The sequence below is a fragment of the Desulfovibrio sp. An276 genome, assembly GCF_002159665.1.
GTDB classification, from domain to species: domain Bacteria; phylum Desulfobacterota; class Desulfovibrionia; order Desulfovibrionales; family Desulfovibrionaceae; genus Desulfovibrio; species Desulfovibrio faecigallinarum.
Map to the genome: position 1 here is coordinate 54099 of NZ_NFJC01000003.1, position 26290 is coordinate 80388.

At 50.4% G+C, this 26290-nt stretch carries 22 protein-coding genes and 3 tRNA genes; 12 read left to right on the plus strand and 13 right to left on the minus strand.

Annotated features, from left to right (window positions below):
* Nucleotides 1–66 precede the first annotated feature (66 nt).
* Nucleotides 67–972: an NAD(P)-dependent oxidoreductase gene (locus B5F76_RS02950; protein ID WP_087350849.1), complete on the plus strand. Its 906-nt coding sequence runs from the start codon at nucleotides 67–69 to the stop codon at nucleotides 970–972.
* Nucleotides 973–1108: 136 nt separating this feature from the next.
* Here the strand turns inward: B5F76_RS02950 and B5F76_RS02955 are convergent, their stop codons facing one another.
* The 4 genes from B5F76_RS02955 to B5F76_RS02970 form a co-directional block, all read right to left on the minus strand.
* Entirely contained in the window at nucleotides 1109–2131 is a 1023-nt protein-coding gene (locus tag B5F76_RS02955) for a methyltransferase (RefSeq protein ID WP_087350852.1), read from the minus strand.
* Between the two features lie 83 nt (nucleotides 2132–2214).
* Nucleotides 2215–3177, minus strand: a complete 963-nt coding sequence (locus tag B5F76_RS02960) for a hypothetical protein (protein WP_087350855.1) — start codon at nucleotides 3175–3177, stop codon at nucleotides 2215–2217.
* A gap of 296 nt (nucleotides 3178–3473) precedes the next feature.
* Nucleotides 3474–3550: transfer RNA gene (locus B5F76_RS02965), tRNA-Pro, on the minus strand.
* Between the two features lie 192 nt (nucleotides 3551–3742).
* Nucleotides 3743–3819, minus strand: a tRNA-Pro gene (locus tag B5F76_RS02970).
* Between the two features lie 283 nt (nucleotides 3820–4102).
* On the opposite strand from B5F76_RS02970, the gene B5F76_RS02975 reads away from it, so the two are divergent.
* From B5F76_RS02975 to B5F76_RS02990, 4 genes are read left to right on the plus strand one after another with little or no spacing between them, the layout of a single operon-like run.
* Nucleotides 4103–5317, plus strand: a complete 1215-nt coding sequence (locus B5F76_RS02975) for an MFS transporter (RefSeq protein WP_087350858.1) — start codon at nucleotides 4103–4105, stop codon at nucleotides 5315–5317.
* A gap of 60 nt (nucleotides 5318–5377) precedes the next feature.
* Nucleotides 5378–5716, plus strand: a complete 339-nt coding sequence (locus B5F76_RS02980; protein WP_087350861.1) for a hypothetical protein — start codon at nucleotides 5378–5380, stop codon at nucleotides 5714–5716.
* 48 nt (nucleotides 5717–5764) lie between these two features.
* On the plus strand, nucleotides 5765–6682 hold the full coding sequence (locus tag B5F76_RS02985) for a Na+/H+ antiporter NhaC family protein (RefSeq protein ID WP_087350864.1): 918 nt from the start codon (nucleotides 5765–5767) through the stop codon (nucleotides 6680–6682).
* Nucleotides 6679–7422: a DUF4851 domain-containing protein gene (locus tag B5F76_RS02990; protein WP_087350867.1), complete on the plus strand. Its 744-nt coding sequence runs from the start codon at nucleotides 6679–6681 to the stop codon at nucleotides 7420–7422. Before B5F76_RS02985 ends, B5F76_RS02990 begins: the two co-directional genes overlap by 4 nt.
* A gap of 151 nt (nucleotides 7423–7573) precedes the next feature.
* On the opposite strand, the gene B5F76_RS14750 is transcribed toward B5F76_RS02990, so the two are convergent.
* The gene (locus B5F76_RS14750; protein WP_162608654.1) at nucleotides 7574–7879 is read right to left on the minus strand and encodes a hypothetical protein; all 306 of its coding nucleotides are present in this window, start codon (nucleotides 7877–7879) and stop codon (nucleotides 7574–7576) included.
* A 93-nt stretch (nucleotides 7880–7972) separates the two neighbouring features.
* Between B5F76_RS14750 and B5F76_RS03000 the strand changes: the two genes are divergently transcribed.
* The 4 genes from B5F76_RS03000 to B5F76_RS03015 all read left to right on the plus strand — a co-directional run bounded on the left by B5F76_RS03000 (nucleotide 7973) and on the right by B5F76_RS03015 (nucleotide 12969).
* Nucleotides 7973–9757 carry a SulP family inorganic anion transporter gene (locus B5F76_RS03000; RefSeq protein WP_087350873.1) on the plus strand — a complete coding sequence of 595 codons (1785 nt, stop codon included), beginning with the start codon at nucleotides 7973–7975 and terminating at the stop codon, nucleotides 9755–9757.
* 291 nt (nucleotides 9758–10048) lie between these two features.
* Nucleotides 10049–11503: a sodium:solute symporter family protein gene (locus tag B5F76_RS03005; protein ID WP_087350877.1), complete on the plus strand. Its 1455-nt coding sequence runs from the start codon at nucleotides 10049–10051 to the stop codon at nucleotides 11501–11503.
* A 98-nt stretch (nucleotides 11504–11601) separates the two neighbouring features.
* A tRNA-Leu gene (locus B5F76_RS03010) sits at nucleotides 11602–11685 on the plus strand.
* Nucleotides 11686–12138: 453 nt separating this feature from the next.
* Complete coding sequence (locus B5F76_RS03015; RefSeq protein ID WP_087350881.1) at nucleotides 12139–12969, plus strand: split-Soret cytochrome c; 831 nt, start codon at nucleotides 12139–12141, stop codon at nucleotides 12967–12969.
* A 219-nt stretch (nucleotides 12970–13188) separates the two neighbouring features.
* On the opposite strand, the gene B5F76_RS03020 is transcribed toward B5F76_RS03015, so the two are convergent.
* The 7 genes from B5F76_RS03020 to B5F76_RS03050 all read right to left on the minus strand — a co-directional run bounded on the left by B5F76_RS03020 (nucleotide 13189) and on the right by B5F76_RS03050 (nucleotide 22324).
* A complete protein-coding gene (locus B5F76_RS03020; protein WP_087350885.1) occupies nucleotides 13189–13944 on the minus strand; it encodes an SDR family oxidoreductase in 756 nt (251 codons plus the stop codon).
* A 17-nt stretch (nucleotides 13945–13961) separates the two neighbouring features.
* A complete protein-coding gene (locus B5F76_RS03025) occupies nucleotides 13962–14744 on the minus strand; it encodes an N-acyl homoserine lactonase family protein (RefSeq protein ID WP_087350889.1) in 783 nt (260 codons plus the stop codon).
* A 17-nt stretch (nucleotides 14745–14761) separates the two neighbouring features.
* The gene (locus B5F76_RS03030) at nucleotides 14762–15607 is read right to left on the minus strand and encodes an amidohydrolase family protein (protein ID WP_087350892.1); all 846 of its coding nucleotides are present in this window, start codon (nucleotides 15605–15607) and stop codon (nucleotides 14762–14764) included.
* An 85-nt stretch (nucleotides 15608–15692) separates the two neighbouring features.
* The gene (locus tag B5F76_RS03035; RefSeq protein ID WP_087350895.1) at nucleotides 15693–16637 is read right to left on the minus strand and encodes a glycyl-radical enzyme activating protein; all 945 of its coding nucleotides are present in this window, start codon (nucleotides 16635–16637) and stop codon (nucleotides 15693–15695) included.
* 69 nt (nucleotides 16638–16706) lie between these two features.
* Entirely contained in the window at nucleotides 16707–19223 is a 2517-nt protein-coding gene (hpsG, locus tag B5F76_RS03040) for a (2S)-3-sulfopropanediol dehydratase (RefSeq protein WP_087350898.1), read from the minus strand.
* 21 nt (nucleotides 19224–19244) lie between these two features.
* Nucleotides 19245–21140, minus strand: coding sequence for a TRAP transporter large permease (locus tag B5F76_RS03045; protein WP_239406934.1), 1896 nt, complete (start codon nucleotides 21138–21140; stop codon nucleotides 19245–19247).
* A 158-nt stretch (nucleotides 21141–21298) separates the two neighbouring features.
* A complete protein-coding gene (locus B5F76_RS03050; protein WP_087350901.1) occupies nucleotides 21299–22324 on the minus strand; it encodes a TRAP transporter substrate-binding protein in 1026 nt (341 codons plus the stop codon).
* A gap of 898 nt (nucleotides 22325–23222) precedes the next feature.
* Between B5F76_RS03050 and B5F76_RS03055 the strand changes: the two genes are divergently transcribed.
* From B5F76_RS03055 to B5F76_RS03065, 3 genes are all read left to right on the plus strand, one after another.
* The gene (locus tag B5F76_RS03055; protein WP_087350904.1) at nucleotides 23223–23870 is read left to right on the plus strand and encodes a Crp/Fnr family transcriptional regulator; all 648 of its coding nucleotides are present in this window, start codon (nucleotides 23223–23225) and stop codon (nucleotides 23868–23870) included.
* A 172-nt stretch (nucleotides 23871–24042) separates the two neighbouring features.
* Complete coding sequence (locus B5F76_RS03060; protein WP_087350907.1) at nucleotides 24043–24513, plus strand: Cd(II)/Pb(II)-responsive transcriptional regulator; 471 nt, start codon at nucleotides 24043–24045, stop codon at nucleotides 24511–24513.
* A gap of 113 nt (nucleotides 24514–24626) precedes the next feature.
* Nucleotides 24627–25250: an MlaC/ttg2D family ABC transporter substrate-binding protein gene (locus B5F76_RS03065; RefSeq protein ID WP_087351106.1), complete on the plus strand. Its 624-nt coding sequence runs from the start codon at nucleotides 24627–24629 to the stop codon at nucleotides 25248–25250.
* A 52-nt stretch (nucleotides 25251–25302) separates the two neighbouring features.
* On the opposite strand, the gene B5F76_RS03070 is transcribed toward B5F76_RS03065, so the two are convergent.
* A complete protein-coding gene (locus B5F76_RS03070) occupies nucleotides 25303–26151 on the minus strand; it encodes a hypothetical protein (protein WP_144268376.1) in 849 nt (282 codons plus the stop codon).
* Nucleotides 26152–26290 lie beyond the last annotated feature (139 nt).

A 26290-nucleotide genomic window follows, 5' to 3' on the forward strand; every position in this document is an offset into this window, starting at 1 on the left:
CAACTCCTGCGCGTCCAGTATTCTAAACACACATCATCCCCCTCATTGGGGCAAGGGAGAAGTACAATGGACAAACCGCGCATTGGCTGGATAGGAACAGGCGTCATGGGCTCCTCCATGGCAGGACACCTTATGGACGCAGGCTACACAGTGAGCGTCTTCAACAGGACCGTTTCCAAGACCAAGACCCTAGTGGACAAGGGTGCCAAACTTTGCGCAAGCCCGAAGGAAGTGGGCGAAAACAGCGACATCGTCTTTTCCATCGTGGGCTATCCGAAGGACGTCGAATCCGTGCTCGCTGGTGAAGACGGCGCTCTTTCCGGCATGGCAAAGGGCGGCATCATCTGTGATATGACCACCTCGAGCCCCTCCCTTGCAGTCAAACTGGCTGAAAAGGCTGCAGGCCAGGGCATCATTTCCCTGGACGCTCCTGTGACAGGCGGCGACGTGGGCGCCCGCAAGGCTACCCTCTCCATCTTTGTGGGCGGAGCACAGGAAGGCTTCGATCGTGTGCTTCCCCTCCTGCAGATTATGGGCCAGAAGATCATGCACTGCGGCGAGGCTGGCATGGGCCAGCAGGCCAAGATGGCCAATCAGGTGGCAGTGGCAGGCCTCATGTTCAGCGTCTGCGAATCCCTCATCTACGCCGCAAAGGCAGGTCTTGACGTGCGCAAATGGCATGAGCTTGTGTCCGTTGGCGCTGCCGGCAGCGTTCCCATGCAGACCCTTGCCCCGCGCATGATGGACGGAGACTTCGAGCCAGGCTTCTTTATCGATCACTTTGTGAAGGACCTGGGCCTTGTCCTTGAAGAATGCCGCCGCATGGGCATAGTCCTTCCCGGAGCTACCCTGGCAGACTCCTTCTATCGCTCCATGCAGGGCCAGGGCTTTGGCAAGAAGGGAACCCAGGCTCTCATTCAGGCTCTGTGCGCCTTCTCGGGCACAACCTGGGAGCCCATTCCCAAGGCCTAACCAGAGCATTTCTTTGTATTTCCAAAGCCTGTTGGTATCTCTCGACAGGCTTTTTTTGCAACTGCAAAAAGGGCCTCCGACAAGAGGCCCTCGAACAAAAACTGTTCCCGCGAGGGGAAGGAAATACGAAAGCTCCCTACCCCGGCTTCCTTGCAGTGGCTATGGCGCACATGGTGGGCACGTTCACTGCGTGTACTGGCTGCACAAAGCCTGCCTTTTCCAGATCCTCGCGGATTTCCGGGAAGCTGAACACACGCCCTCCCGCACGGTTCACGAGCATGTTGATGCCAAAGAGCGTTCCTGCGCAAGGCGAGGTGCGCGTCTCGTCCATGATGAAGTCGCGGATGGCTATGGTTCCCCCGGGCTTCAACGCCCTCAGACACTTCTGATAGAGGTGAACGCTCTCTTCCCTGTCCATCTGATGGATGATGGCGCTCACCCACACAAAGTCGAAGCCAGAGGGCAGCTCGTCCTCATGAAAGTCACCGGCCACGAAACCAACCCTGCCTTCAAGGGGATCACCCGCAAAGCTCTTCTTCGCCATCTCGATGACCGGGGGCAAATCGAAAATGACAGCTGTAGTGTCCGGCATGTCCTGCAAAAAGGCCCTTGTGTAGGTGCCCGAGGCTCCGCCCACGTCCAGAATTGCGGCTCCCTTTGCCAGAGGCAGGACCTTTGCCTCGTGCATGGAGGAGAGGACACCGTCTGTGAGACGCACTGCCACCGAATTCATGCCCATGATGAAGGACACCCTGTCCTGTTCAGGCCCGAGTATGCCAGGCTGGCAGTTCTGCTTTTGCGGCTTTCCTTCCTTCACGGCATAGGAAAGCCTGTTCCAGGCGCGCTGAAGGCCCGCGTAGTGGCGCATGATGGGAACCTGTGTCACAGGGGTTCTGCTGTCGAGATAGGGGACAAATTCCTCCCGTACGCTGTAGGAGAATCCATTCTTGGCAAAGTAGCCCATGCCAACCAGCGCATCCAGAAGGCACTCTGTTGCGCGCGCGTCGCACTGGGCCCTTGCGGCAAGCTGGGCTGCCGTCATACTGTTGCCAGCCTCAAGGATCAGGGTCGCAAAGTCGAATTCCGCCATGGTGCCCAGCACGTTTGCGCGCTTGAAGCCCTCCATGTCCCGTTCCAAGATGCCGTATGCCTTGTCCATGGCGTCCTCCTTCATGTTTGGGGTATGAGGGGGCTACCCGTATGCAGGGCAGCCCCTGTTTGAGAAAGGTATGCCCTGTTTTTCTAGCAAAGACGCAGTGCCCTGTTGTACTGTCCCTTCTCCTTGAACTCGTCTATGAAGCCGTCCACAGTCTTTTCCATCTCGGATAGAGTCCTGCTGGGCGTTCTTTGCCTTGCAAGGCGCGTGCAGTAGTCGAGAATAAAGAGGGCTATCATCTCGCAGCCCAAAGGCCTTGGATCGCCTTCCATGGTGTAGGTGGCCCTGAAGGCCGGATTTTGCGTATCCCAGCTGCAGGCTGTGAGACGACAGTTGCCGAGCGTGTCCACAGGCACGTAGAGACAGTTTATGTTCTGGCCAAAGAAGGTGATGATGTCGATGATATTGGAGAAAAAGCGTGTCCTCACCAGTTCCGAAAGCCTGTCTGCGTGGGCGGGGTCTGCCTGCATGCCGTTGTCGGCAAAGTACTTTTCGCAGCGCATGGGCACAAAGATAATGAGCCCGTGCCCGGCAGTCCTTGCGCGCCCCTTTTCCCATTCGACAATGAGTTCCTCGATGGCCGCCACCTTGTGCAGGGTCTGGGCTGCCACCTCCTTTTGCGGGGTGTCCGCCTCCATGAAAAGGGATGCGTCCACTGGCACAAGGAGCACTTCTGCGTCGCAAAGGCCCATCACCCTCTCGGTAAAGGCTGGCAAATCCTCGGCAAGATCACCGGGGTAGTCGTGAAAGACCAGTTCCAGGGCAGCCTTGTTGCCAAGAACCTTGCCCAAGAGTCCTGCAGTGCTTCCGGCCTTCACGGAAAAGCTTACAGGATCATGAGTCCCTTCAAGAAGCTTTTCGGGAAGCTCGCCTTTGGCAGGGCGCAGGGAACGCACACAGGCGTCGAGGCGAGCCTCGTTGTCTATCTGTATGGTGATGCCGCCCTTCCTGCCGGCAAAGAGCGTGCGCATGGCATCAAGGACACTGCAGACTAGTGTTGTCTTCCCTATAGAAGACGGGCCCAGGGGCAGGATATGACAGGTTTCCATCTAAGATTTCCTTCTTTTTGCAATCTGTTTGTCAGGCATGTCTTGCAAATTCCGTGAGGGATACGGAAGGCTCAATGCTTGTTATTTCCAAAACCGTAACACACAAACAAACACGTGGCAGGGAATGGGAAGTATCCGAAAAAACATAGTTGAAAAGCCCTTGCCCTGCAACACAAGCGTTTGCACAACATGGCAACTTGTCTCATGTTCACAAGATGTTATCCAAGGGCAACAAAGGGATATGAAAAAAGGGACCTGACCCTTTGGATCAAGTCCCTTGTTCTTTTCTGGATACCTGGTCGGGATGAAAGGATTTGAACCTTCGACCCCTTGAACCCCATTCAAGTGCGCTCCCAGACTGCGCTACATCCCGACGCGGAAAATGCTTCTACGCTTGCCCAGCATTTCTGTCAAGAAAGGATTTGCATTTTGCGAAAAATCCGGCAAGCAAAATTCCAATCCACCGCCAATACTGTTCTTTTATTTCGCAATGCAAAGGTGGTGGCAGGATACGAAAAAAGGGACCTGACCTTATGGATCAAGTCCCTGTTTCTTTCTGGATACCTGGTCGGGATGAAAGGATTTGAACCTTCGACCCCTTGAACCCCATTCAAGTGCGCTCCCAGACTGCGCTACATCCCGACGCGAGAAAAGCTTCTACGCTTGCAGCCCCCTTTCTGTCAACAAATTTTTGCATTCCCGTCAAAGTTTTTTTGCCTTGCTCCCGAAACCCGCCTCAGTGGCCGAACTGGACGCTTTCAGCTTGCTCCCCCTGGACACATTCGTCTTCCCTCAAAGCAGCCGCGTGCAGCATTCTTCTTGACAAGAGGAAGCAAAAGGAAAAAAGTGCCTCTTCCCAATCGGACAAGAGGCATCCCCCTTCACACTAACTTCTTAGTATATCAGCCTTTTCACCAGAAAACCCATGGCAGCACGCACTCTTTCTGAAACTTCTCTCCCCTTCTTCCTGAAGCGCTTTTTCCCGCACACTCCAAGGGAAAACTATCGCCTTGTGCTCATGGTCTTCTTCTTTTTCATGGGCATAGTCTTTGCCTCCTGGGCCACCCGCATCCCGGACATCAAGCGCGCCCTGGACCTTTCGGATGCGGCCCTCGGCAGCATTCTCTTTGCATCGCCCTTGGGCGAATTGTGCGCCATCGTGCCTTCCGCCTGGATCATAGGCAAAATCCACAGCAAAAAGGCACTCCTCATTTCCATGATCCTTCTGCCACTTTGTCTTGTTGGCCTGGGGCTTGCCTTCAGCAAAGTGACCCTGTTTTGTGCCCTCTTCTGTTTCGGCTTTATGTACAACATGGCCAACATTTCGGTGAACTCCCAGGCCGTGGGCGTGGAAATCCTCTACAGGCGCAGCATTATAGCCACCTTCCACGGCATGTGGAGCCTGGGCGGCGTGGCAGGCGGTGTTATCGGCGCCCTGGTGGCTCCCCTGGGCCTCTCCCCCGTCCTGCACTTTGCCACCATCTGTGTCCTTGTCCTCTGTGGCGTCTTCTCTCTCAAGTCCCTCATCATGCCCCGCGAGGTGCGCATAGGAAAAAGCCGGGATTCTGGTCATGCAAGGCCCAAATTCCGTCCTACGCCCTTCCTCCTCATCCTCGGCTTCATAGCCTTTGGCAGCATGGCTACCGAGGGTGCCATGTACGACTGGAGCTCTGTCTTCTTTGCACAGGTCATCCAGCCAGGCGAACACCTTGTGCGCGTAGGCTATCTTGCCTGCATGTGCTTCATGGTCATGGGGCGCCTGCTTGCAGACGGCCTTGTGAATCGCCTGGGCGTCACCCCGGTGCTGCAGATGAGCGGCCTTTGCATAGCCTCGGGCATGAGCCTTGCCCTTGGCTTTGCCGAACTTCTCCCCTCTACCGTTGGTCTTGCCCTGGTGGGCTTTGGCATGGCCTCGGTGGTTCCCCTTTGCTACTCTCTGGCAGGCAAGGCAAAGGACATCCCGGCACAGGTGGGCATCTCCTTCGTATCCTCCATAAGCTTCTTCGGCTTTCTGGCCTGCCCGCCCATGGTGGGCTTCCTCTCTCACCTTTTGAACCTGCGCTGGGCACTTTCCCCCATCATCCTTGTTGGGGCTGCCATCTTTGTGCTCGCAGGCCTTGCAGGCAAGATGAAGCAGTGACAAACAAGGCTCAACGTGCGAGAGTGCCGACATTCCCGCTTTCGCACGAGTCCAAACGCCATGAAAGCCTCAATCCTTGTTCTCGCTCTCTTTTGCTCCTTTCTTCTCGCTGCCCTTGCCCTGGACATTTCCCTTCTCTGGGCTCTGGCGGCAGGCTACGGGCTTTTCTTTGTCCACGCCCTGAAAGAAGGTGTGCCAGCAAGGCGCCTTGTCTCCGTCTCCCTTTCAGGAATGCGGACTGTCTCGCCCATACTCGCAGTCTTTGTCATTATAGGCATGCTCACGGCAAGCTGGCGCGCGAGCGGCACCATTGCCTGCCTTGTGAGCATGAGCCTTGGTGTCATGGAGCCGGAATTCTTCCTGCCCTGCTCATTTCTCCTCAACTGTGCGCTTTCCTAGCTGCTCGGCTCAAGCTTTGCCACTGCAGCGACCCTTGGCGTCATCACCATGTCCCTGGGTAATGCCCTGCACGTGCCAGCTGTGCTTTGCGCAGGAAGCATCCTTGCAGGCATCTACTTTGGCGACAGGGGATCGCCCATGTCCACCTCTGCCCTTTTGGTCGCGACAGTCACAAAGACCCGCGTCTACGACAACGTGCGTCTCATGATGCGCACCTCATGGCCCGCTTTTGCGGCAAGCATTGTTCTCTATGCGGCTCTCTCCCTTCTTCTTCGGCCAGAGGGTAGCATTCCCAATGTGCAGGGCCTCTTTGCCGCAGAGTTTTCCCTGCCTCCCCTGCTCGCCCTGCCAGCCCTCCTGCTCCTTGCCCTGGCCTTCATGCGGGTCAAGGTGCATCTTGCCATGCTGGCAAGCACTGTGCTTGCCCTTGCCTTCTGCCTTTTTCTGCAGGACACGCAACCTTCGGCCCTTCCATCCCTGCTCATTCATGGCTTTGCAGCGCAGGATCCCAATGTGGCCCGCATCCTGAACGGGGGTGGCGTTCTCTCCATGGCAGAGGTTGCGGGCATTGTCTGCATCTCCTCAACCTACGCCGGAATCTTCCGGGAAGGCGGACTCTTGCGGGTCCTGACACCGCTTGTGCATCTTATTGCAAAAAGGTGGAACGACTATGCGCCCTCCCTTGTTGTGGGCTTTCTCACAGCATGCATTTCCTGCAACCAGACCCTGCCCATCATGCTCACGCAGCAGATAACGGCTTCCCTTACGCTTCCCCCTTCCCGCCAGGCCATTGATCTCGAGGACAGCGCTGTCCTTGTCCCTGCCCTCATCCCCTGGTCCATAGCCTGCGCCATCCCCCTGCAGATGCTCGAAGCTCCGGACGCTTCCGTAGCCCTGGCCTTCTATCTCTGGCTGCTTCCCCTCTCGCGACTCTTCATCACGCCGCGCGCAAGGTGTTCCAAATGACCAAAATCGCCATCATCCTCTTTGTTGTCCTTTTTGCCGGCTTTGCCGTATTCAACCTTTCCGGAAAGGCTCCCCTGCGAGGCATGGCCCATACGCCTGCAGGCCCCGATGCTGTCCTGCTTTCACGCGCAAGGCCTGCCCTCACCTTTGACCTTGCTCCCGGCATGCCCCTGCTTGCCAGGGGCTGGTGCACCGTGCGTCCCAGGACCAATCAGAGCGAACCCGGTTCCGCCAGGGTCTGGCTTGCCCTCTACGGCCACAACAAAGGCCTTGTGGCAACGGCAGTGTGCGACGGCGAAAACAACTGGGAATGGCTCGCAGGCGAGCACACGGCCTTCCCTGCCATCCGCTCCATGCGCCAGGACATGGGCAAGCGCACGCTCTTTGAAAACCTCATGGTTCTGGACAAAAAGCACGACCCCTTCTGTACCGGCAAAAGCGCTGGCGTGTGTCTTGTCTACAGGGCAAGACTCTTGCAGGAATTCGAGCACTGCGAGATCATTGTCGAATACCACGAGGAGCTTGACCCAGGCCTTGTCCAGGACATTGCCTTTGCCACGGACTATCTGAACGCCTTCCAGACAAGGGCCAGGAAAGCCGTGCAAATCCGTCTTCTCGACAAGGACGAGGCCGAGCGCATGGCCGAGAATATGGAAAAGATGGACACCCTGGACAAGGGTATCTCCCGTCAGCTTCTTGCCCGCTGGACAGGCGAAATGCACAGGAAGGGCCAGCTCTAGCAGAAATCCGGAAGCTCTGCCCAAGCAAACATGCTTGGGAAACAAATATCTTTTGCCTCTTTCAGACAAATACGCAAAACCCGTCTTTTCAAACAATAAGGCTGGTTTTTTCATGTACTTTTCAAAAATTAAAGAAAAATCGCACTCTTGTTTACCTCAAATATAAAAAGCATCTTCCCCAAAAAATATGGACAACATCTTGCTCTATTCCTTTAACTTGCATGGAAATATTTCCGCATACAGAAGAAACAAGGTCTATATTCTCCCTTCTGTGACAAAAAACGGTTCTTGCCCCTCCGCTCACAAGACGGTCTGTCATCATTGCCCGCCCCTTGAGAAAAAGGGCATCTGCCGCATATGGGCCATTTTGCGGGACTTTTTCCCTGCAAGGCGTATTTTGCGCCCAGTCTGTCCCTTGCGGAACAAGGGGCAGTGCGTTTTTCTCAAAGGCTTGCATGTGGCCCAAATAGCGCTATAGGAGGAGCAGACTGTCCCAGGTGTGGTATCAGGGCCGCACAAGGCCTGGGCTACGAGCAGGAGGTTTTTTGTCATGCAGGCAGACAGGTTCCTTCCCTTCCTTGGCGTTTTGCGCAACTACACGGTAAAGGACTTTCGAGCGGATCTCATGGGCGCTCTCACTGTCGCCCCCATGGCCATACCCCAGGCCATGGCCTACGCACTCATTGCCGGCGTGCACCCACAGTACGGCATCTACGCCTGCATCTTTCCGGTCATCGTGGCTGCCCTCATGGGCTCCTCGCGCTATCTTATCGCAGGACCTACCAACGCCATCTCCATGGTGCTGCTCTCCTCGCTTGCCACAGTGAGCATAGGCGGCGTCATAGTGGCCGACATGCCCGCTGAGGTACGCATGCCCTACATCTTCATGATAGCCATTCTCTGCGGCCTCATACAGATAGGCATGGGCCTTGCGCGCCTTGGCGAGCTCACAAACTTCATTTCCCATTCGGTCATGACAGCCTTCGTGACCGGTGCAGCCCTGCTCATCGCTGCAGGCCAGCTTCCCACCATCCTGGGGATCAGCATTCCCAAGACCTCGGGATTCTTCCAGCAGATAGCCACCATCTTTGCGCACATTGGTGAGACAAATGACTGGAGCCTTTGCATCTGCCTTGCCACCATGCTCCTCATCCTGCTCTTCAAGCGCATCTCGCGCCGCTTCCCTGCCACTCTGGCAGGTCTTGCGGCAGCAGGGCTCCTCGCAGCCCTCACCGGAGCAGCAGAGCATGGGGTGCGCATGGTTGGTCCCATACCGAGCGTTCTTCCGCCACTCTCCCTGCCCACAACCTTCGATCCTGCGGTTTTGCGCGAGCTCTTCCTGCCTGCCCTGGCAGTCGCCCTGCTCGGCACTGTGGAATCCCTGACCATTGCGAAGCAGATGGCCACCATCAAGAGGGACGATTTCAACGGCTCCCAGGAGATGATAGCCCAGGGCCTTGGCAACGTCGTGGCTGGCCTGACCTCTTCCCTGCCTGGCTGCGGATCCTTCACCCGCTCTGCCCTCATGTTTGCCTCCGGCGGCAAGACACGCCTTGGTGCTGTCTTCACAGGCCTTGCAGCCCTGCCCCTGCTCTTTGCGCTGGCTCCTCTGGTCAGCTGGCTGCCCATGCCTGCCTTAAGCGGTGTTTTGCTCCTTGCCTGCGCTCAGATGATAGATTTCGACTCCCTGCGCCTGAGCTTCAGGACAACACGCATAGATCGCATAGTCCTTGTGGTCACCCTGGCCTCGACCCTGCTCCTGGATCTCGAAAAGGCCATCTTCATAGGTGTGGTCATCTCCCTGGTCCTCTTCATCCGCGTGACCTCGCACCCACATGTGCGCAAGCTTCCCCACAACAGCCCGCTCTTGCGTTCCGTTCCGAACAGGCCCAAGGGACTTGTTGTCTACACCATCGAGGGAGCCCTCTACTTTGGCGCCATAAGCGAGCTTGAGAGAAAACTCCTCAAGCTGGAAAAAATGCACGTCCGCCTCATTGTCCTGCATATCAACCGCGTCTTTTTCATCGACGCCTCCGGCGCCCATGCCCTGACCCTCTTCATCGAACGCTGCTACGCACGCTCCGTGCCTGTCATCCTTGTGGTGAGCAATCGCGAAATACGCGAGACCCTGCGCAAGGCAGGCATGCTCACCTATTTGAGCGAGGGCTTTCTCACCCACAGGCTTGAAGACGGCGTGCGCACTGGCATGGATCTTTTGAACCGCATTTCCTGCTGTGGGGACAGTTGCCCTGTGCCCGACACTGCCCAGGGCAATGTCGAAGCCAATCTTCAGAGCAATGAAGAAGCGAAAGAACGTACAGGAAACAAGGCCTGAGTACGGATTTTTTCCGCACTTTCCAAATCCGGGGGAAAAGGGCTCACAACGATCTTGCCAACAGGGGACATATTGGACAAAAATGCACCCTCCCATTTTTGTTCCATACAGTCCCTTTTCCTTCCTGCATTTCCCCCCACTCCCCCCTGGAAGGACCGGGCACGAAGGAGTCTTCATGAGCAGCCTTGCAGTCCTTGCCAGGGCAGACCTTGCCGTTCTTTTGGCCGTCTTTTCCCTTCTTTTTTCCCTGCTCCTCTCCCTTGCCACACTGTGCCGCAGAGGAGGCAAGAGATGATTGTCGCGGATATCCTTGTCTGGGTCCTCTACATAGGCGTCTTTTTCTGGCTCTCGCGCAAGGGGCAGGGACACGACGTCATGGTCACAGGTAAAGTGGGCTTTGCCGTGCAGGCCCTGGCCTATGTGGCAACCTACATTTCCGCTGTGGCCCTGGTGGGCTTTGGCGGTCTTGCCTACAAGTACGGCATGCAGATGCTCCTTGTGGCAGCCGGCAACGTCTGGCTCGGGACGTGGATCGTCTACCGCTTCCTCGCCTGGCCCACCCGCGTCTGCCAGCGCAATCTCGGTGCCCGCACACCAACCCAGCTCTTAGCAAAGGGGCACAGGTCTCCGCTGCTCGGGCGCTGTCTTGCCCTGATCTTCGCAGTCTTTCTCGGCGTCTACGCCTCTGCCGTGATCAAGGGCGCTGCCCTGCTCCTGGCCCAGATCCTGCCCATTCCCCTGTGGGTGCTCATCTGGCTTGTCGCACTTCTTGTGGCAGCGGCCATCTTCATGGGGGGCTTGAGGGGTGTTCTCTACACGGAAGCCATGCAGGGCCTTGTCATGACAGTGGGCATTGTGATGCTCACTGTCGCAGTCTTTTCCGCAGTGGGCGGGCCGCTTACGGGCATGGAAAAACTTGCCGATCTTGCCCCCACGGATCTTGCAAACAACGGCTTCCTGGCTCTTTCCTCGGGGTCCGAGGGCTGGTTCATAGTCTCCCTTGTCATTGTCACCTCCGTGGCGGTCTGGTCCCAGCCGCAGATGATACAGCGCCACTTTGCGCTGTCCTCGTCGGGCCAGGTCAATCGCATAACACCTCTCGCCATGCTGGTTTTGACTGTCCTTGTGGGCGGTGCCTATTACGTCGCCTGCCTGGCACAGGTAATCATGCCCGGCATTGCGAACCCCGACGAGGTGATGCCAACGCTCGTGAAGGCCCTTTTGCCGGACATTGGCCTGCAGATCTTCGTTTTGGCCATTGTCTCTGCCTCGCTTTCCACTGCCACGGCCATCTTCCATATTGCTGTCTCTGCCATTGCCGAAGACCTCCCTGCCCGCAAGGCAACGCGTCCCATGTGGCTTTTTGCCATAGCCTTCTGCGTACTCCTCTCCGGTGGCTGCGCCCAGGTGAAGGGCGAAATCATAGCGATGCTCTGCACCACAAGCTGGAGTATCGTGGGATCCACAGTCCTTGTCGCCTACGTCGCCCTGGTCCGCTTTGGCAAGCGCAGCTGCCTTGCCGCCTGGTGCAGCGCAGTCCCGGGCTTTGTGGTCTGCCTTGCCTGGTATCTTTTCACGCATCCGCAGTTTGCCATCTTCCCCTCTCCATCGCCCGTACTGAACCAGATCCCGCCCTTCTTTGCCGGCTTTGCGGCTTCTCTGGCCGGATGGTTCCTTGGCTGGCTGTGCGACTTCGAGGGACGCAAACACTCCAATTTCTGGCCGGACACAAGCCCAAGAGCCTGACGCAAAACAAGCTCAAGCAAAATTTTTTCGTCCGAATGCAATTTTCACGAAAAAAACACTTGCCATGCACGTCGCTTTAGCGTAGATACATCCCTCGCGTCGAGGTGGTGGAACTGGTAGACACGCTGTCTTGAGGGGGCAGTGGCTATGCCGTGCGGGTTCAAGTCCCGCCCTCGACACCATCGAGAAAACATCAAGGGTCTTCGAAAACGAAGGCCTTTTTTTTGCGGCTCAAAAACAGCCCAAAGGGCAAAAGCGAAAATTTTGTGCGAAAAAAACGTCCCTGCACTGTCTCGGGACAGGAACAAATGTGCCTTTTGTCACAAGAAAAAATCACTTTTTTTCTGTGAAAATTTGCTTTTTCCTCCAGTTTGCCCTGTCACAGTTTTCGTGTGACTCAAAAACATTGCGCAGAATTTTTTATAAAAATTTATTTTGCAATTTTTCACAATATTTATTTGTGAAAAATATAATTACAACCTGCAAATTTCACAAGAAAGAACAGTTGCTCGCTCTATATTCCAATACAATACAATCCTGATCCATTGTTTGTCATTCCTATCCCTTTCGAGTAGTATTCCCATTGGTACAACCAGACGCAGAGTGCGTCATAATCGAAAGACAAGGAGTTTGCTATGGATTTCTCGCGCAGACAGTGTTTGCTCGGTCTTGGCGGTGTCGCAGCCGGTTCGGCTCTTCTGAGCATGGTAGACAAGGCAGCGGCCCAGAATCCCCAGGCTGCCCCGAAACGTTTCGCGCAGATGAACGGCGAGTTCGGCTGGAAGCCGCACAAGCTTGATCCCAAGGAAGTCGCAGCAGTTGCCTATGAAGGCTACTGGTACAAGGGCTACGCCTGTGGCTACGGCTGCTTCTATAGCCTGATCGGCCTCATGGCCGAGAAGTACGGCGCTCCCTACAATACCTTCCCCTTCACTATGCTCGAAGCCAACAAGGGCGGCATCTCCGATTGGGGAACAATCTGCGGTGCACTCTACGGCGCTGCTGCTGCCTATGCCCTCTTCTGGGGCAGGGACGAGCGTACCCCCATGGTGAACGAGCTGTACAGGTGGTACGAAATTACCAAACTGCCCGTCTACAAGCCTGCCAAGGCAATGGGTGTCGAGGGAGATATCCCGAGCAATGTGGCTGGTTCCGTCCTCTGCCACATCTCCGTCTCAAAGTGGTGCTACGCCAACCAGATCGAAGCCACCAGCAAGAAGCGCAATGAACGCTGTGGCCGCCTTACCGCGGACGTGGCCGCCAAGGCCTGCGAGATCCTCAATGCAAAAATCGATGCTGGCAAGAACTTCAAGGGCGTTTTGGGCAAGCAGGAATCCGTGAAGGCCTGCGGCACCTGTCATCAGACCAAGGGCGAGGAAGCCAACTGGGCCAAGGGCGTGATGGACTGCACACCCTGCCATAACGGCAGCGAAGCCCTCATGAACAAGTTCAAGGATCATCCGTAGATCTCTTTATTTCCATTGTTTTTGGCAGTTTTGCTGTCTAGGACAAAGAGTTTTCTTGTTCTATGTCTAAATCGATAAGTTGGCCTACTTATATCTAGTTGAAATTACTGAATTTCATTGTCTAGATGGCATGGCGTAATTTTGAAATTAGTAAAAGGCAGGACCCCTTTTCGGGTCCTGCCTTTTTTGTTACAAAACTGAAAATACAAGCAGGGTACGCTATTTTCCCAAATATCCTCCATCCACAGGAATAACTGCGCCCGAAATATAGTCTGCTGCATCGCTTGCGAGAAAAACTGCAAGGCCGCACAAATCCTGCCCGGTTCCCCAGCGCTTCATGGGAATTCTTGACGTTATCTCCCTGTATTGCTCAGGATTCTTGTCTTTCATGTCAGCAGTCAGTTTTGTCGTCATATACCCCGGGGCTATAGCATTGACGTGCACACCCCGACTTGCCCACTCATTGGAAAGCGCTTTTGTGAGCTGAGCAACTGCACCCTTGCTCGCAGTGTACGCAGGAATCATTTCGCTGCCAAAAAATGAAGTCATCGACGCCATATTGATAATACGTCCGAATCCATTGATAAGCATGTCTCGGCCAGCCAGTTGGGAGAGAGCAAAGATGGCATTGATATTGATGTCCATGATCTTTTTCCAGCGAGACAAGGGAAAATCCTCTGCTTTCTCCCTGTACTGAATACCAGCTCCATTGAAGAGGACATCAATTCTTCCTCCACACAGATCGCGTACTACCGAATATTCTTTATCAAGATTGTCTATATCGCTTAAATCGCATTGATGAAATTTTACACTACGATCTTTTTCAATACTCTTTGCTGAATCAGAAATATTTTGAGCAATATCCATTATGCATATATTGCCGCCAGCATCATAATATGCTTTTGCAATATCATAACATAATCCATTTGCTCCACCTGTAATGATGATATTCTTATTTGTAAGATTAAGTTCCATAAATTACTCTCTATTTTTTATATTATTGTTCCTTTATTTATCCATTCTTTAATTTGAATATTATCGTGACCAAATAACATTGTTGCGTTGTGTCTTTGTTTTAGAATTTTTAAAAATTCTATATTTTTAATAAAATCACTTGTATCTTTATTAATTGGTCCACCAGGAGGCAACATTTTTTCCCAATTTTCTCTAGTATACACTGCATCACTAGTGACAATTATATTTCCTTCAGATTTAGTTTTAATTATAAGCCCGATTACTCCATTAGTATGTGATTTTTGAACAAAAATTGTTAAATCTGGTGCAAGTTCACATTTATCAGTAATTGGATGATAAATTGCACCATCAATATCAAATAAAGATTTAATATATGCTCCAGTATCATTACTTGTAAATACATTTTTGCATGCATCTAGTAGCTCATTTTCGGACACTACAATATTTTTAATTGCTTTCGAATTTTTAAAAAATTTTAACCCACCAACATGATCAAAATGCAAGTGAGATAAAATAATCATATCAATATCAGAACAAGACAATCCTTTTGATTTAAGAGCTTCATCAACAGAAATATAATCACTAACTGGATAGATATTATTTATCTCTTCACCATACTCTATGCGATGATACGGGCTATTTCCAGTATCATACAAAATGTTCCCCAGCGATGAGTGACGAATCAATAATGCACTAACTGGTGACTGATACATTACTTGTTCATCATATCCATCTACTATACGAAAATACTGGCACTTGAGATGGCCCAAAGGAAGTACATCCAATAACAATGAATTCATAAAACAATACCTTGATTTTATTTAATATTTAACAGTTTGTATGCATTTTTATATAATATTTTTTCCTCTTCTTCATTTGTAAAATTATAACTCTTTAAATCTATCACAGCATCTCGTATGTCGTAGCATGGATATGCAGATCCAAAAAGAATACGTTCACACTGCATCCATCTGCATCCATTTTGATACATCTCTCTACCAGGTGTCATGGGATTGTGCATATATAAATCGGGAATGAGCCACACATTTGGCAGAAGCATGGCGACATTAAAAATCTGAGGAATCCACGGATAACATGCATGGGCCACTACTATTTGCAGCCTGGGAAAATCGTTGGCAACATTCTGAATGTGTACTGGATTGCTGTATTCCAGATTGGGTCCCTGATACAGACTGGATGTGATGACTATGGGAATACCTGCCTGTTCACACATGGCATAAATTGGATAAAAAACAGCGTCGTCAGGGAATTTTGCAGGGTCATTCCAGCCAGGCTCCAGGGCGATACCCTTGAAACCATATTCCATACAGACATCCAACTCCTTGAGAGCAGCATAAATCCCGGAAGAAAGATCTATGCCTCCAAAGGGAATGACCTGATCCGGATACAGATCCGCCAGTTCCTTGACATCTGCATTGGAAACAGAAGCTGCCTTGTTGCCAATGTTGCGGGCCATAACAACCCCTTTTTCAACACCAGCCTCCTTCATTTCCTGAAAAAAAAGATCCATGGATTTTTCATGGGCCGATGCAGTATGTGTGCCTCTCAGTCCCATTGGCCCAACGCTATTGCATACAGGATCAAAAATGGAAAGATTTTGAAATCCCTTGAACGGAGGACGGAGACGAAAATCGAAAATCATGTCTTGCTTCCTTCAATCTTTTGGCAATAGTACCAGAAAAGACTTTTATGCCCTATGTTACAAGAAAACCCGTCTATCTATCCACTTATGAGACAAATTTCTCACCAAGACGAGAGGCTGCAACTTTCTGAAGATGTTCCATGAGATGCTTGTCCAGCGCGACTGACCCCATGGGATACGTTCTGTCCAATTGCTGATATTTCTGTGTTCCCAGGCGATGGTATGCAAGAAGCTCATAGGAAATATTGTGCGCAGGCAAGCTCTCTATAAAGTCACAAATATTTATTATTGCCTCTTCTGAATTATTGAATCCCGGAATGACAGGTGTGCGCAATAAAATCGGCAACTCTCTGAAGTTGGAAGACAATCTTTTAATATTGCTCAAAATTTGACTGTTATCTACGCCGGTAAATTTCTTATGCTGTTCTGGCTCAAGATGCTTGATGTCATAAATGAGCGTGTCCAGATACTGAGCTGCCTCAGACAAAACATCGTATGAAGCCAGGCCACATGTTTCCATGGCAACATTCAGATACCTTCGTTCTGCCTCGCGAAGGAGTGCCAAGAGAAATTCTGGCTGAAAACACGGTTCACCACCTGAAACTGTAAGCCCGCCTGAGCTTCTCTGGTAAAAGACAGCGTCCTTTTCGACTTCTCTCAGAGCATCTTCTACTGAAATTTTTCTTCCAAAAACTTTCAATGCACCAGCATGGCAACGAAGTGTGCATTCTCTATTACAGCTTAAAATCGTACACTTTTTTCTATCGATTATTGGAATATTTTTTTCACTTGAAAATGAAATTGCCTTATTTGGACAGTCACTCTCACAATATGTGCACTTGTCTTTTGTCAAACATCTTGTTTCATTAAAAGCTAACTCATCAAATTGTGATTGTGATTCCGGATTGCTACACCATCGACAACGCAGAGGACATCCTTTAAAAAAAAGTATTGTACGTATTCCAGGTCCGTCATGCACGCTATACTTTTGAATATTAAAAATATGCCCTGTAACAAGTTTATCATGCATAAGTATCTCCTGGAGGGAGACTCTTTATAAAAAGAGCTCCCTCCCTTTACATTATTACATGTTACACTGCTACATTCCAGAATGTTCTGTTCTGGCGATCAAGTCATCCTGAAGGTCCTGAGTTAGATCAACAAAATAAGCGCTGTAGCCGGCTACACGAACAATCAGACTCCTGTATTTTTTGGGATCCTTTTGTGCTGCAACCAGAGTTTTGCGATTGATGATGTTGAACTGAACATGCCAGAGCTTGAGATCAATAAAAGAGCGTATGAAGTCTACCAGGCGACGAGTTCCCTGCTTGCCTTCAACAACCTTGGGGCTGAACTTCAGATTCAGCATACGGGATGCCCTGTTGATCTTGTCACGGTTTTTGGATGCGTCATTGCTGAGCAATACGCAGGTAGGTCCGTGCATATCTGCACCATGGGAGGCAGACGTTCCGTCTGAAAGAGGTGTCCATGCCTTTCTGCCATTTGCAGAGGCGCTCACTACGCGGCCAAAGGGCACATGCGCTGTCACCGGCACATAGCGGGTATCGACGTAGATACCAAGTTCCTTGCCATATTTCTCAAAGAACTCCATTGTGTGGCGCTCAACAGCGTGTCCTATGGAGTCAGCGTAGGGATCGTTGTTCCCGTAGCAAGGGCAGCTCTTCAGCAGTTCCTGCACGTCTTCAAACCCTTCAAAGTCTGCATCAAGGGCCTGAATGAGCTGATCCATGGTCAACGACTTGTCCTCGTACACAGTCTTTTTGATTGCAGCGAGACTGTCTATCAGGGTACCGTAACCAATAAAATCTGCAAGACCACTTTCGTAGCCTCCGGGAATATGTTCCTTGTGGAGATCCAGACAGTACTTCATACACAGGTCATGAAGGCTGGAACTCATGGGCACTGCAAAGAACTTCTCCCTCATCTTGTTGGTGATGTACTGGATATCCAGAGTCACTCGCAAATAATTGGTCTGCTGCACAAGGAAGGCATTCCAGAATTCATCCCATGTCTTCAGATTTCTGGGATCACCAGTCTCCACGCCGAGGCACATGTCGCCATACTTCTTCATGCGTCCGTTGTGCAGAACCAGTTCCAGTTCTGCAGGCATGTTGATGTACAGGCCGCCGGAAGTATACGTATCCAAATTGGGCATGCGGGTCTCAGTGCAACCGCTGGCAGCATAGTCATATGCCTGATTGAGAGGTGCACCCTTGGCGGTCATGATGGGTATTATTTCCTCATCATTGAACAGCTTGGGGTACCCTGTGCCAAACTTTATTGTTTCTGCAATGTCTGCCAAGAAACGTTCTGGTGAACGGGTGTGCACACGTGCAGCCAGATCAGGATAATGAAGAGGAAATTCTCTCTTCGATTTCAGGAACAGATAAGAAAGTTCATTGGTGGCATCTTCTCCTTCCGGAGTGAGCCCTCCGATTGTCACAGCTTCCCAGTGGGCATAGCCCTGGTTGAAGGATGTTCCCTGAGCTGAAATATACATTTCGATGAACTGAGCCATGCCGCACCATACACATTCCAGAAGTTCCAGGGCCTGTGTATCGGTAAGCGTCCCATTTTCCTTATCCTGCTTGTAGAGCGGGTACAGATACTGATCCATGCGTCCATTGGAAATGGTTGTTCCCGTACGCTGTTCAAGCCTCGAAAACATCTGTACAAAATACTGGCTCTGCACTGCCTGATGGAAGGTCTTGGCCGGATAGGCAGGCACCTGGCGGCAGTTTTGCGCAATAAGCAAAAGCTCAGCCTTTCTTTTGGGATCCTGCTCAACTGCGGCCATCTCTTCCGCTTTCTCTGCATGGCGTCTTGCCCACAGCATGATTGCATCGCTGACTATGATGACAGCTTCCAGGAAGGGGCGCTTTTCATGGTAATCTGTAGGACTGTTGGGATCCAAGGCATCAAGCCTTTCCTGAGCTTCCCTGCGGATATCCATGAAGCCCCTCTGGATCACCTTGCCATAATCATGCACCCACTGGAGAGATGAGCGCCATGAAGCCGTCTCGTTGACAAGATACCTTGGTGTTGTTCCGGCATCGTCAAGAAAGAGGATATCGTGCAGTTCCTTGGGTACGGCTGCGTTGAAGTTTTCGTGGTAGGTTTTTCCCTTCCAGTAGGGACCTATCTCTTCCTTGATAATTTTCATGTTCTCGGGAGAAATGTAGGCTGTGCCTCCTTCGCGCTCCCCGAGCTTTTCAAGAAAGGTTTCGTAGAAGTCTCCCTCGATTTCAGGATACAGGATCCCGTAACGCCCCTTGCAGCCAAGACGACCAGCAAGCAGTTGAAAATCGTCAATGTAAATCGTGATATTGCTCGCGATATTGTAAAGAGCCTTTGCCCAGCGGAGATTCAGAGGTTGTCCCTCTGTCTCCCTCATGCTCCTGGTGAAATACAGAGCTCTTTCTATATCAAGAGCAGGCTCCATTCCATCAAATGTCTGGATAATTTTGTAAATCCTTGGGCGATTTGCAGCAAAATCATCATTGCTGATTCCCAGAATACGTTTTTCCTGACCGGAATATGTGACCTCTTCCTGTTCTTCACAGCAGCAGGTATCGCAAACAGGTGCGTTCAACATATATCATGCTCCTTTGTTGTCCTAGATAAGATTCGGGAGGAACAAAGAAATTGCGGGTATAAAGGTGACAAGAACCTGACAGATAAGAAGTGCAATCAGGAAGGGGAAGCATGCCTTTGCAAGACTTTCAACAGAGACATCACCTATGGACGAGCCCACAAAGAGATTGACACCGATGGGAGGAGTGATGAAGCCAATGGCCAGATTGACCGTCATCATGACACCGAAGTGAATGGGATCGATACCGAAATCAACAACGATGGGAAGCAGGAGGGGAGTCAGAATGAGAATGGCTGCCAGAGCTTCCATGAACGTGCCGATTATAAGGAGGATGATGTTCAGGAGAATCAGCAGAGTAAACTTGCTGTGCGTGAAGCCTGTGATGAACTCTGCCAGCATTTCCGGAATGGATTCAATGGTGATGATATTACCGAAGATGCCAGCCATGGCGAAGATAAACAGGATGTTGCCACTGGTGACACAGCTTTCGATACTGCAGTCGAACAGCTTCTTGAAACTGATCTCCTTGTAGACAAACATGCCCACGTACATGCCGTAGAAGGCTCCGACTGCTGCGGCCTCTGTAGGTGTCATGATGCCACCGTAGATGCCGCCAAGAATGATAACCGGGACCATCAACGCCCATCTGGCTTCCACAAAAGCCTTGACCTTTTCCTTCGACCCGGCAATGGTGTTGCCTCTCCAGTTGTTCTTCTTGGATATCCACCAGGCAACTATCATAAGAGCAAAACCACACAGCAGTCCGGGCATGACACCACCGGCAAACAGCTTTGCAATGCTCTCCTGAGAAGAAATACCGTAGATAAGCAGAGGATTGCTTGGTGGGATCATCACACCAATGATGCCAGCACACGTTACAATTGCGACACTGAAGGTTTTGTCATAACCTCGCTCGATCATCGCCGGGATAGTGACGCATCCGATGGCAGCCACAGTAGCCGGGCCAGAGCCGCTGATAGCAGCAAAAAACATGCAGGTGGCTATTGTTGCCAGGGCCAGTCCACCGGTCTTGTCTCCTAGAAAAGCATCGGCAAGCTTAAGCAGTCTTCTGCTGAGCCCTCCTTCGCCCATGAATACGCCAGTAGCAACGAAGAAAGGAATGGCCATGATTGCAGAATTGTCCAAGCCGGTATACGCAATCTGTGCAACATAGTCGGAAGGAATCGTATCACAGGTCCAGATGACTGCCAGACAAGCGCCGGCTATGCTGACAGCAATGGGTGCGCTAAATGCCAGGAAGAAGGCAAAATATCCGAGCAGAACTGCCGGAGCGTTTTCCCAGCCATCGTACAGAAAGAGTGGAGCTACAATTGCAGCTGCAAGTGCAATACCTATTATTGCTGGAAGTATACCAAATTCACGACATGATCTGTATAGTCTCTGAATCAATCTGACAATTACTAATCCAAATCCTACAGGAAGAATGGAATATGGAAGAGCATAGGAAATGTGAAGAGCTGCCGATGTTTGGGGGAAACGTTGTATCATCGAAATATGATCCAATCCCTCAAAGACAATTACTCCTGAAATTAATATAAACAATAATGTATTTGCATTATCTATTACTGCTTTTCCAAAATCATTAAAAAAGTCATAAACTATAGTAACACGAATATCCTTTGTTGTTTTAATGACTATCGGAATGGCCAAATATGTAATCCATACAAAAATAAATCTAGATAATTCTTCTGTCCATACTACTGAGTTTGCATCTCCAGAAAATACATTTATTACTATATATCTATAAACAGTCTGAAAAAATATTGCATGTATTATAATAAGAAGACCAATAAACAAAAATATTTTTTCTGCATTATTATCAAGCCATGAAACAATATTTCTTGGTGAAATAGTATTGGTCATTGTGTACCCAGATTCATTGACAGTTGCATCCATTTTTTCCTCCATTTCCTATCAGTATTCCTTCCACTAAATTCTGATAAGAGGCCAAAAACAAGATTTCGCTGTTTTTCTGAGATTGCTCTCTAGGCCACACGCACAAATGCCGGCTGGAATTTGTGCGTGTGGAGGAGGCATGGCACGCTAGCAGAGAGCTACTTCATAGCTTCCATAAACAAATTGTATGCTTCAGGAGAAATCTTGGTGCGGAATTCGTCCCACACAGGCTTGGTCAGTTCCTTCAGCTTTGCGTAATCGGCATCCGAACACATGTTGATTGTGACACCCTTGGACTTCATCAAAGCGTAGGATTCCTCGTTGAGCTTCTTGCTGAGAGCGCGCTCATATTCCACTGCCTCAGCTGCGGCTTCCTTGATTATGGCGCGTTGTTCATCTGTCAGAGAATTCCAGAGCTCAAGGTTCATGACAACGACATGCCCATAGTAGTTGTGCTTTGTATCAAGGGCATAAGCTGCGACATCACCAATATCGCCCAGGGCTCCAATAGAGGCATTATTCAGAGCCATGGCATCCACGGTTCCCTGACGCATGGCAGTGATGGTTTCACCCCAGGGCATGGGAACAGGGTACATTCCAAGAGCCTTGGCTACGGCAATTTCGACAACCGAGTCAGTTACACGTACCTTGACGTTTCTAAGTCCATCAACAGTTGTAACGTTCTTCTTGCTAAACTGAAAATCGCGATAGCCCACATCACCAAAATACACCATCTTCAGATTAATCTTGTTCAGAACCTTTTCATAGTACTGTCCAAGAGGCCCGTTATCCATGGCAGCAAACAGCTTGTCCAGGGCCTTTGGATTCATTGGATCAACGATATACGGCAAGTCAAACAGCAGAAAATCAGGAGCAAACAGGGACAAATTGCCTGTTGAAATGGAACTCATGGAAAGGCTGCCTTTCTGGGCACCTTCAGTTGTCACACGGTCGCTTCCCAATATGCAGTCACCAAAGACCTTAAGCCTGATCTTGCCACCAGACTTTTCTTTCAAAAGCTCACTGAACTTCAGACACCCCATGGAAACCTGATCACCCTTGTTCATAGGATGTCCAAGCCTGAGGTTGAGCTTTTTATCTGCAGCATAGGATTGCCCTATTGCAAGAAAACCTACCAATACAAGACAAAGAGCCATCAAGCCAAATCGAACGAGCGATCTCATGATAATCTCCTGCTAAGATATTTTTAATAGATAACTACCACTGAATTTCATGTATCAAATACATGAAATTCATATTCCCTTATTTTTATAAATAATTTTATAAGAAAATAATTTTTTTATTTTTATTCCTTTAAAAATATATTGACTTTTATAAATTAAAATTTTTTGTCAGGAATAAAAACTAATTTTTTATTTTCTTCATATACATTATTTCACGATGAAATAAACTCTATTTATTAGAAACTTGCTAAGAATTTCCTGGGAATTCTTCATCCTGTAAAATTCTTGTGCCTTTCTTCACTTGGTTTTATTCAATACCCACCAGAAAAATAAGTTCAATAACAGGTGCTATCGATAGGACCTTTTTTTGAAAAAAAGCGAGGAAAGCCATCCAATCCAAGCGCTTTATAAAATAATTTCATAAACTTATGAACATCAAAAAAAATTTCCCCCCTTAGTCCTGCGCTCAATGTTTCCCGGGAGTCCGCGAACTGCCCATAGCTCACGGACTTGCCCCTTTTTATCTGGTATGCCAAGCAACACTCTTCACAAGGATTAAACAGTCGCAGCTCAACGGAATTTTTGCCTTTCTGGCTCTTGTATGCTAACTATTTGCTGCGGAAACAGGCCGAGCCCAATCAGCTTGTGAATTGTTGCGGATTGCCCTTCCTCCGGAGTTGCGCAGGAATGCCTGTAAAGACAAGCAGTATCTCCGCCCTGACAATCTCTTGGCTGGTTGCCTTACTGGGTGTACACCCAAGCTTACTATTATACTTCTGTCTTCATAAGCTGCTCAATCCAGTCTTTTATACCACAAAATAATTCATCTATTATCTTTTTGGCTTCCTAGCAATTTCAACTTGTTATTCTATTTGATAACAATTTATAGGAAAGCTCTATGGATAAAATATATGATTTTAATCAATTAATTGTTCCCCATTTTTTTGATGTTTCCAATGCGCCAAGTATTCCCGAAAAATTTTTTGCACTGGGAAAAAAATCTCTTTATCATAAAGATACAGTAATAATAAAATATGGAGAAAAATTAAATTGCATATATTATATTCATAGTGGTTCCATATTGGGATTCCGTCAAGACAATGAAGAAAAAATGAGTCTTGCCTATATAATTAAAAATGGATTCTTTGGAGAAGGATGGTTCTTTTCTCAGCGTAATAGCAGAGACGAAGTTATTATAGGCGATGACAGTATAATTACCATGTTCCCCAAGGATGTAGTAGATCACTTGATTACGTATCCTGAAGTAGTAAAAAATTTCTTGTTTACTTTAGGCGTAAAAACAACAAGTGTTGAAACAAAATTTGAAAATTTCAAAAACAAATCTGTCAAAGATCGATTAAAAATTTTTATAACAAATCAATTTTCTCTTTTTGGTGATAGCAACAAAATAGAATTAAAATTGAATCAAAAAGACATTGCAAATATTATTAGTGCTCACCCTGTTTCAATAAGTCGGGCTTTTTCTGAGCTAAAAAAGGAAATGGACATTGAAATTTCTAGAAACAAAATAATTATTTCTAAATAGCATAATTTTCCCAGAGTGGTAGAGGCCGTCGTATATGGCTTGTCCAACTGATTGATTTCTTTGGGGGCCCTCATTGGAGTATCCGCCGACATCTACCACTCTGAAATTTCCTAAATAGGAGGAAGCGTTTTCCTGTTTCTAAGAATACAGGAATATTCGCGCCAGCATTTCCATGAAGATAGGTGAACTCGCAAAGAAGGCCGGCTGCCAGGTAGTCACGATCAGGTACTACGAAAAGGAGGGCCTGCTCGAAACGCCTGAGCGCAGCGAAGGCAACTACCGCATCTACACAAGCGAGGATCTGGACAAGCTGCGCTTTATCCGCCACTGCAGACTGCACGGCATCAATCTGTCCGAAATCCGGGAACTTTTGGCCTTCCGCAAAAAGCCCACGCAAAACTGCGAGTGGATCAACACTCTCATTGACAAGCACATAAAAAATCTGGACGAGCAGATAGCCTCCCTGCAGCACTTGCGCTCCCATCTTCAGGAGCTTGCCCACAAGTGCGAGGGAGGCAAGGGCGGCCACTGCGGCATCCTCCGCTCCCTTGAAGAGGCGCACGAGTGCCCCTACTGCCACGATTTCCAGTGCCAGCTCAAGGCTGCCCAGGAATCTTCACCACGCAAAAGAAAGCAGGCATAGCCAGCCTTTGCAAACACAGTCCAGGGACAGGGATGTATACGGAAACATCCGCTCTTCCCTTCTCTTTTGATTCCCTCAAAACCGACAGTATTTCCCACATTGCGGAGAACCACATGCACCCATACGTCAAACTCTTGTCTTCCCTTGTTGCAAGCCTCTTTATCTTCTGCCTCGTGACCACTGCCCAGGCAGCGCCCACGTCAAGGCAGGTCCTTGAAGGAACCATCGATCATGTGCTGCAGCTTCTTGCAGACCCGGCCTTTGCCAATCCCGCAACCACCAAGGCGCAGCGTGCCCGCATCGAAGTGGAAGTGCGCAAGGTGTTCGACTTCGAGGAATTTTCCGCGCGTACGGCAGGCCAGCGCTGGCGCTCCTTCACAAGGGATCAGCAAAAGCGTTTTGCCGAGGCTTTTGCCCAGCTGCTCATTTCCACCTACCTTGGCCAGCTCAAGGACTACAATGGCGAAAAGGTGGCCTATGTGAGCGAGCGCGCCAACGCCAAGGGCACACGCGTGGAGCAGCTGACCAATCTCAAGCTCTCCGACGGGCGCACTATTCCCGTGGCCTACCGCATGATGGCCAAGAACGGCTCCTGGGTTGTCTACGACGTTCTGGTTGAGGGCGTCAGCCTTGTGAAGAACTACCGTACCCAGTTCCAGGACATCCTGGCTACCGATTCTCCGGACGATCTCATTGCCCGCATCGAACAAAAGGCAAGGGAACCCAAGGCCAAGTAGTTTCAGGATCAATATCTGCCCCGAGGCCGGGGCGACTCTTTTCCAAAGGCGGCTACAGCTCTGCAGCCGCCTTTGCTGTTTCCTCAATGCGACGCAGCCTCTCCTCTATGTCGCGGCTTGTGTCCTGCTTCTGCCCTTGCGCAGACGATGGCTTTGCCCTGGCAGCACTGCCCTTCCCCTTTGCCGAGGCTGTCTGTCCCTGCCCCGGGAAGGGTGTCGGGGGCTTTGACGGATCAATGACCCTGCCTGCCGGTGCACCCGCGCTTGTGTCCGGAATTGCGGACTGTGGAGTTGCACTTGTGCCTTGTGCGCCAGCATCCTGCCCTTCCCGCCTTTCCGGCTGCCAGTCCGCAGGACACAGCTGCATGATTTCCCCAAGGAATTCCCTGTCCAGCACCGGTTCCATGGTGATGGTGGCAGGCTTTTCCTCGTCTGCGCCTATGCGAAGCTCAAGGTTTGTGGCGTCCCCCACAAAGTCCAGGAAGGACAGGGGATTTTCCACAGTCAGCACCTTGGGACTGTAGCTGGTGACACAGGCCCTTGTGACCGTGGTCCTTGCCATGGGGCTTGTGACGCTTGCCTCAAGGCGCATGCAGCGCTCCCTGGACTCCAGGGGCTTTTCCGTGACCAGCATGACCTCCAGCGTCCCGTCCAGACACTGCACCCAGAACCGTGCCGGCTCACCCTGTATATCCTGCGAGGCAGCCCGCACGCTCATGCGCAAAGCCTCAGTACCATCCCCGCTCCTGCCCCTGACAAGCTGTATGCTGTCCGAGGTCCTGGAAGGGACAGCCTCATCGAAATCCACATTGGGAAAGCCCATGTAGTGTATGAAGGTGCAGCCGCAAAAAAGCGCTGCCATGGCCGCAAGGCCGCAATTGAGGACTTTTGTCCTGTGCATGGTCTTTTCCTCCCGAATATGGAAACAGGCCCTTTGGCCCTGTCCGCATCTTGCCAAAAACCCTGCCAAAGGAAAAGGCACAGAATCAGGCCGCTGTTCCTGTTCCGGATTTCCGGACATTTTTTGGGCGCGCCCCCCT

Coding starts and splice junctions, on each gene's coding strand:
- B5F76_RS02950 (WP_087350849.1), top strand. CDS start 67: ATGGACAAACCGCGCATTGGCTGGATAGGAACAGGCGTCATGGGCTCC.
- B5F76_RS02955 (WP_087350852.1), bottom strand. CDS start 2,131: ATGGACAAGGCATACGGCATCTTGGAACGGGACATGGAGGGCTTCAAG.
- B5F76_RS02960 (WP_087350855.1), bottom strand. CDS start 3,177: ATGGAAACCTGTCATATCCTGCCCCTGGGCCCGTCTTCTATAGGGAAG.
- B5F76_RS02975 (WP_087350858.1), top strand. CDS start 4,103: ATGGCAGCACGCACTCTTTCTGAAACTTCTCTCCCCTTCTTCCTGAAG.
- B5F76_RS02980 (WP_087350861.1), top strand. CDS start 5,378: ATGAAAGCCTCAATCCTTGTTCTCGCTCTCTTTTGCTCCTTTCTTCTC.
- B5F76_RS02985 (WP_087350864.1), top strand. CDS start 5,765: ATGTCCCTGGGTAATGCCCTGCACGTGCCAGCTGTGCTTTGCGCAGGA.
- B5F76_RS02990 (WP_087350867.1), top strand. CDS start 6,679: ATGACCAAAATCGCCATCATCCTCTTTGTTGTCCTTTTTGCCGGCTTT.
- B5F76_RS14750 (WP_162608654.1), bottom strand. CDS start 7,879: ATGCAAGCCTTTGAGAAAAACGCACTGCCCCTTGTTCCGCAAGGGACA.
- B5F76_RS03000 (WP_087350873.1), top strand. CDS start 7,973: ATGCAGGCAGACAGGTTCCTTCCCTTCCTTGGCGTTTTGCGCAACTAC.
- B5F76_RS03005 (WP_087350877.1), top strand. CDS start 10,049: ATGATTGTCGCGGATATCCTTGTCTGGGTCCTCTACATAGGCGTCTTT.
- B5F76_RS03015 (WP_087350881.1), top strand. CDS start 12,139: ATGGATTTCTCGCGCAGACAGTGTTTGCTCGGTCTTGGCGGTGTCGCA.
- B5F76_RS03020 (WP_087350885.1), bottom strand. CDS start 13,944: ATGGAACTTAATCTTACAAATAAGAATATCATCATTACAGGTGGAGCA.
- B5F76_RS03025 (WP_087350889.1), bottom strand. CDS start 14,744: ATGAATTCATTGTTATTGGATGTACTTCCTTTGGGCCATCTCAAGTGC.
- B5F76_RS03030 (WP_087350892.1), bottom strand. CDS start 15,607: ATGATTTTCGATTTTCGTCTCCGTCCTCCGTTCAAGGGATTTCAAAAT.
- B5F76_RS03035 (WP_087350895.1), bottom strand. CDS start 16,637: ATGCATGATAAACTTGTTACAGGGCATATTTTTAATATTCAAAAGTAT.
- hpsG (WP_087350898.1), bottom strand. CDS start 19,223: ATGTTGAACGCACCTGTTTGCGATACCTGCTGCTGTGAAGAACAGGAA.
- B5F76_RS03045 (WP_239406934.1), bottom strand. CDS start 21,140: ATGGATGCAACTGTCAATGAATCTGGGTACACAATGACCAATACTATT.
- B5F76_RS03050 (WP_087350901.1), bottom strand. CDS start 22,324: ATGAGATCGCTCGTTCGATTTGGCTTGATGGCTCTTTGTCTTGTATTG.
- B5F76_RS03055 (WP_087350904.1), top strand. CDS start 23,223: ATGGATAAAATATATGATTTTAATCAATTAATTGTTCCCCATTTTTTT.
- B5F76_RS03060 (WP_087350907.1), top strand. CDS start 24,043: ATGAAGATAGGTGAACTCGCAAAGAAGGCCGGCTGCCAGGTAGTCACG.
- B5F76_RS03065 (WP_087351106.1), top strand. CDS start 24,627: ATGCACCCATACGTCAAACTCTTGTCTTCCCTTGTTGCAAGCCTCTTT.
- B5F76_RS03070 (WP_144268376.1), bottom strand. CDS start 26,151: ATGCACAGGACAAAAGTCCTCAATTGCGGCCTTGCGGCCATGGCAGCG.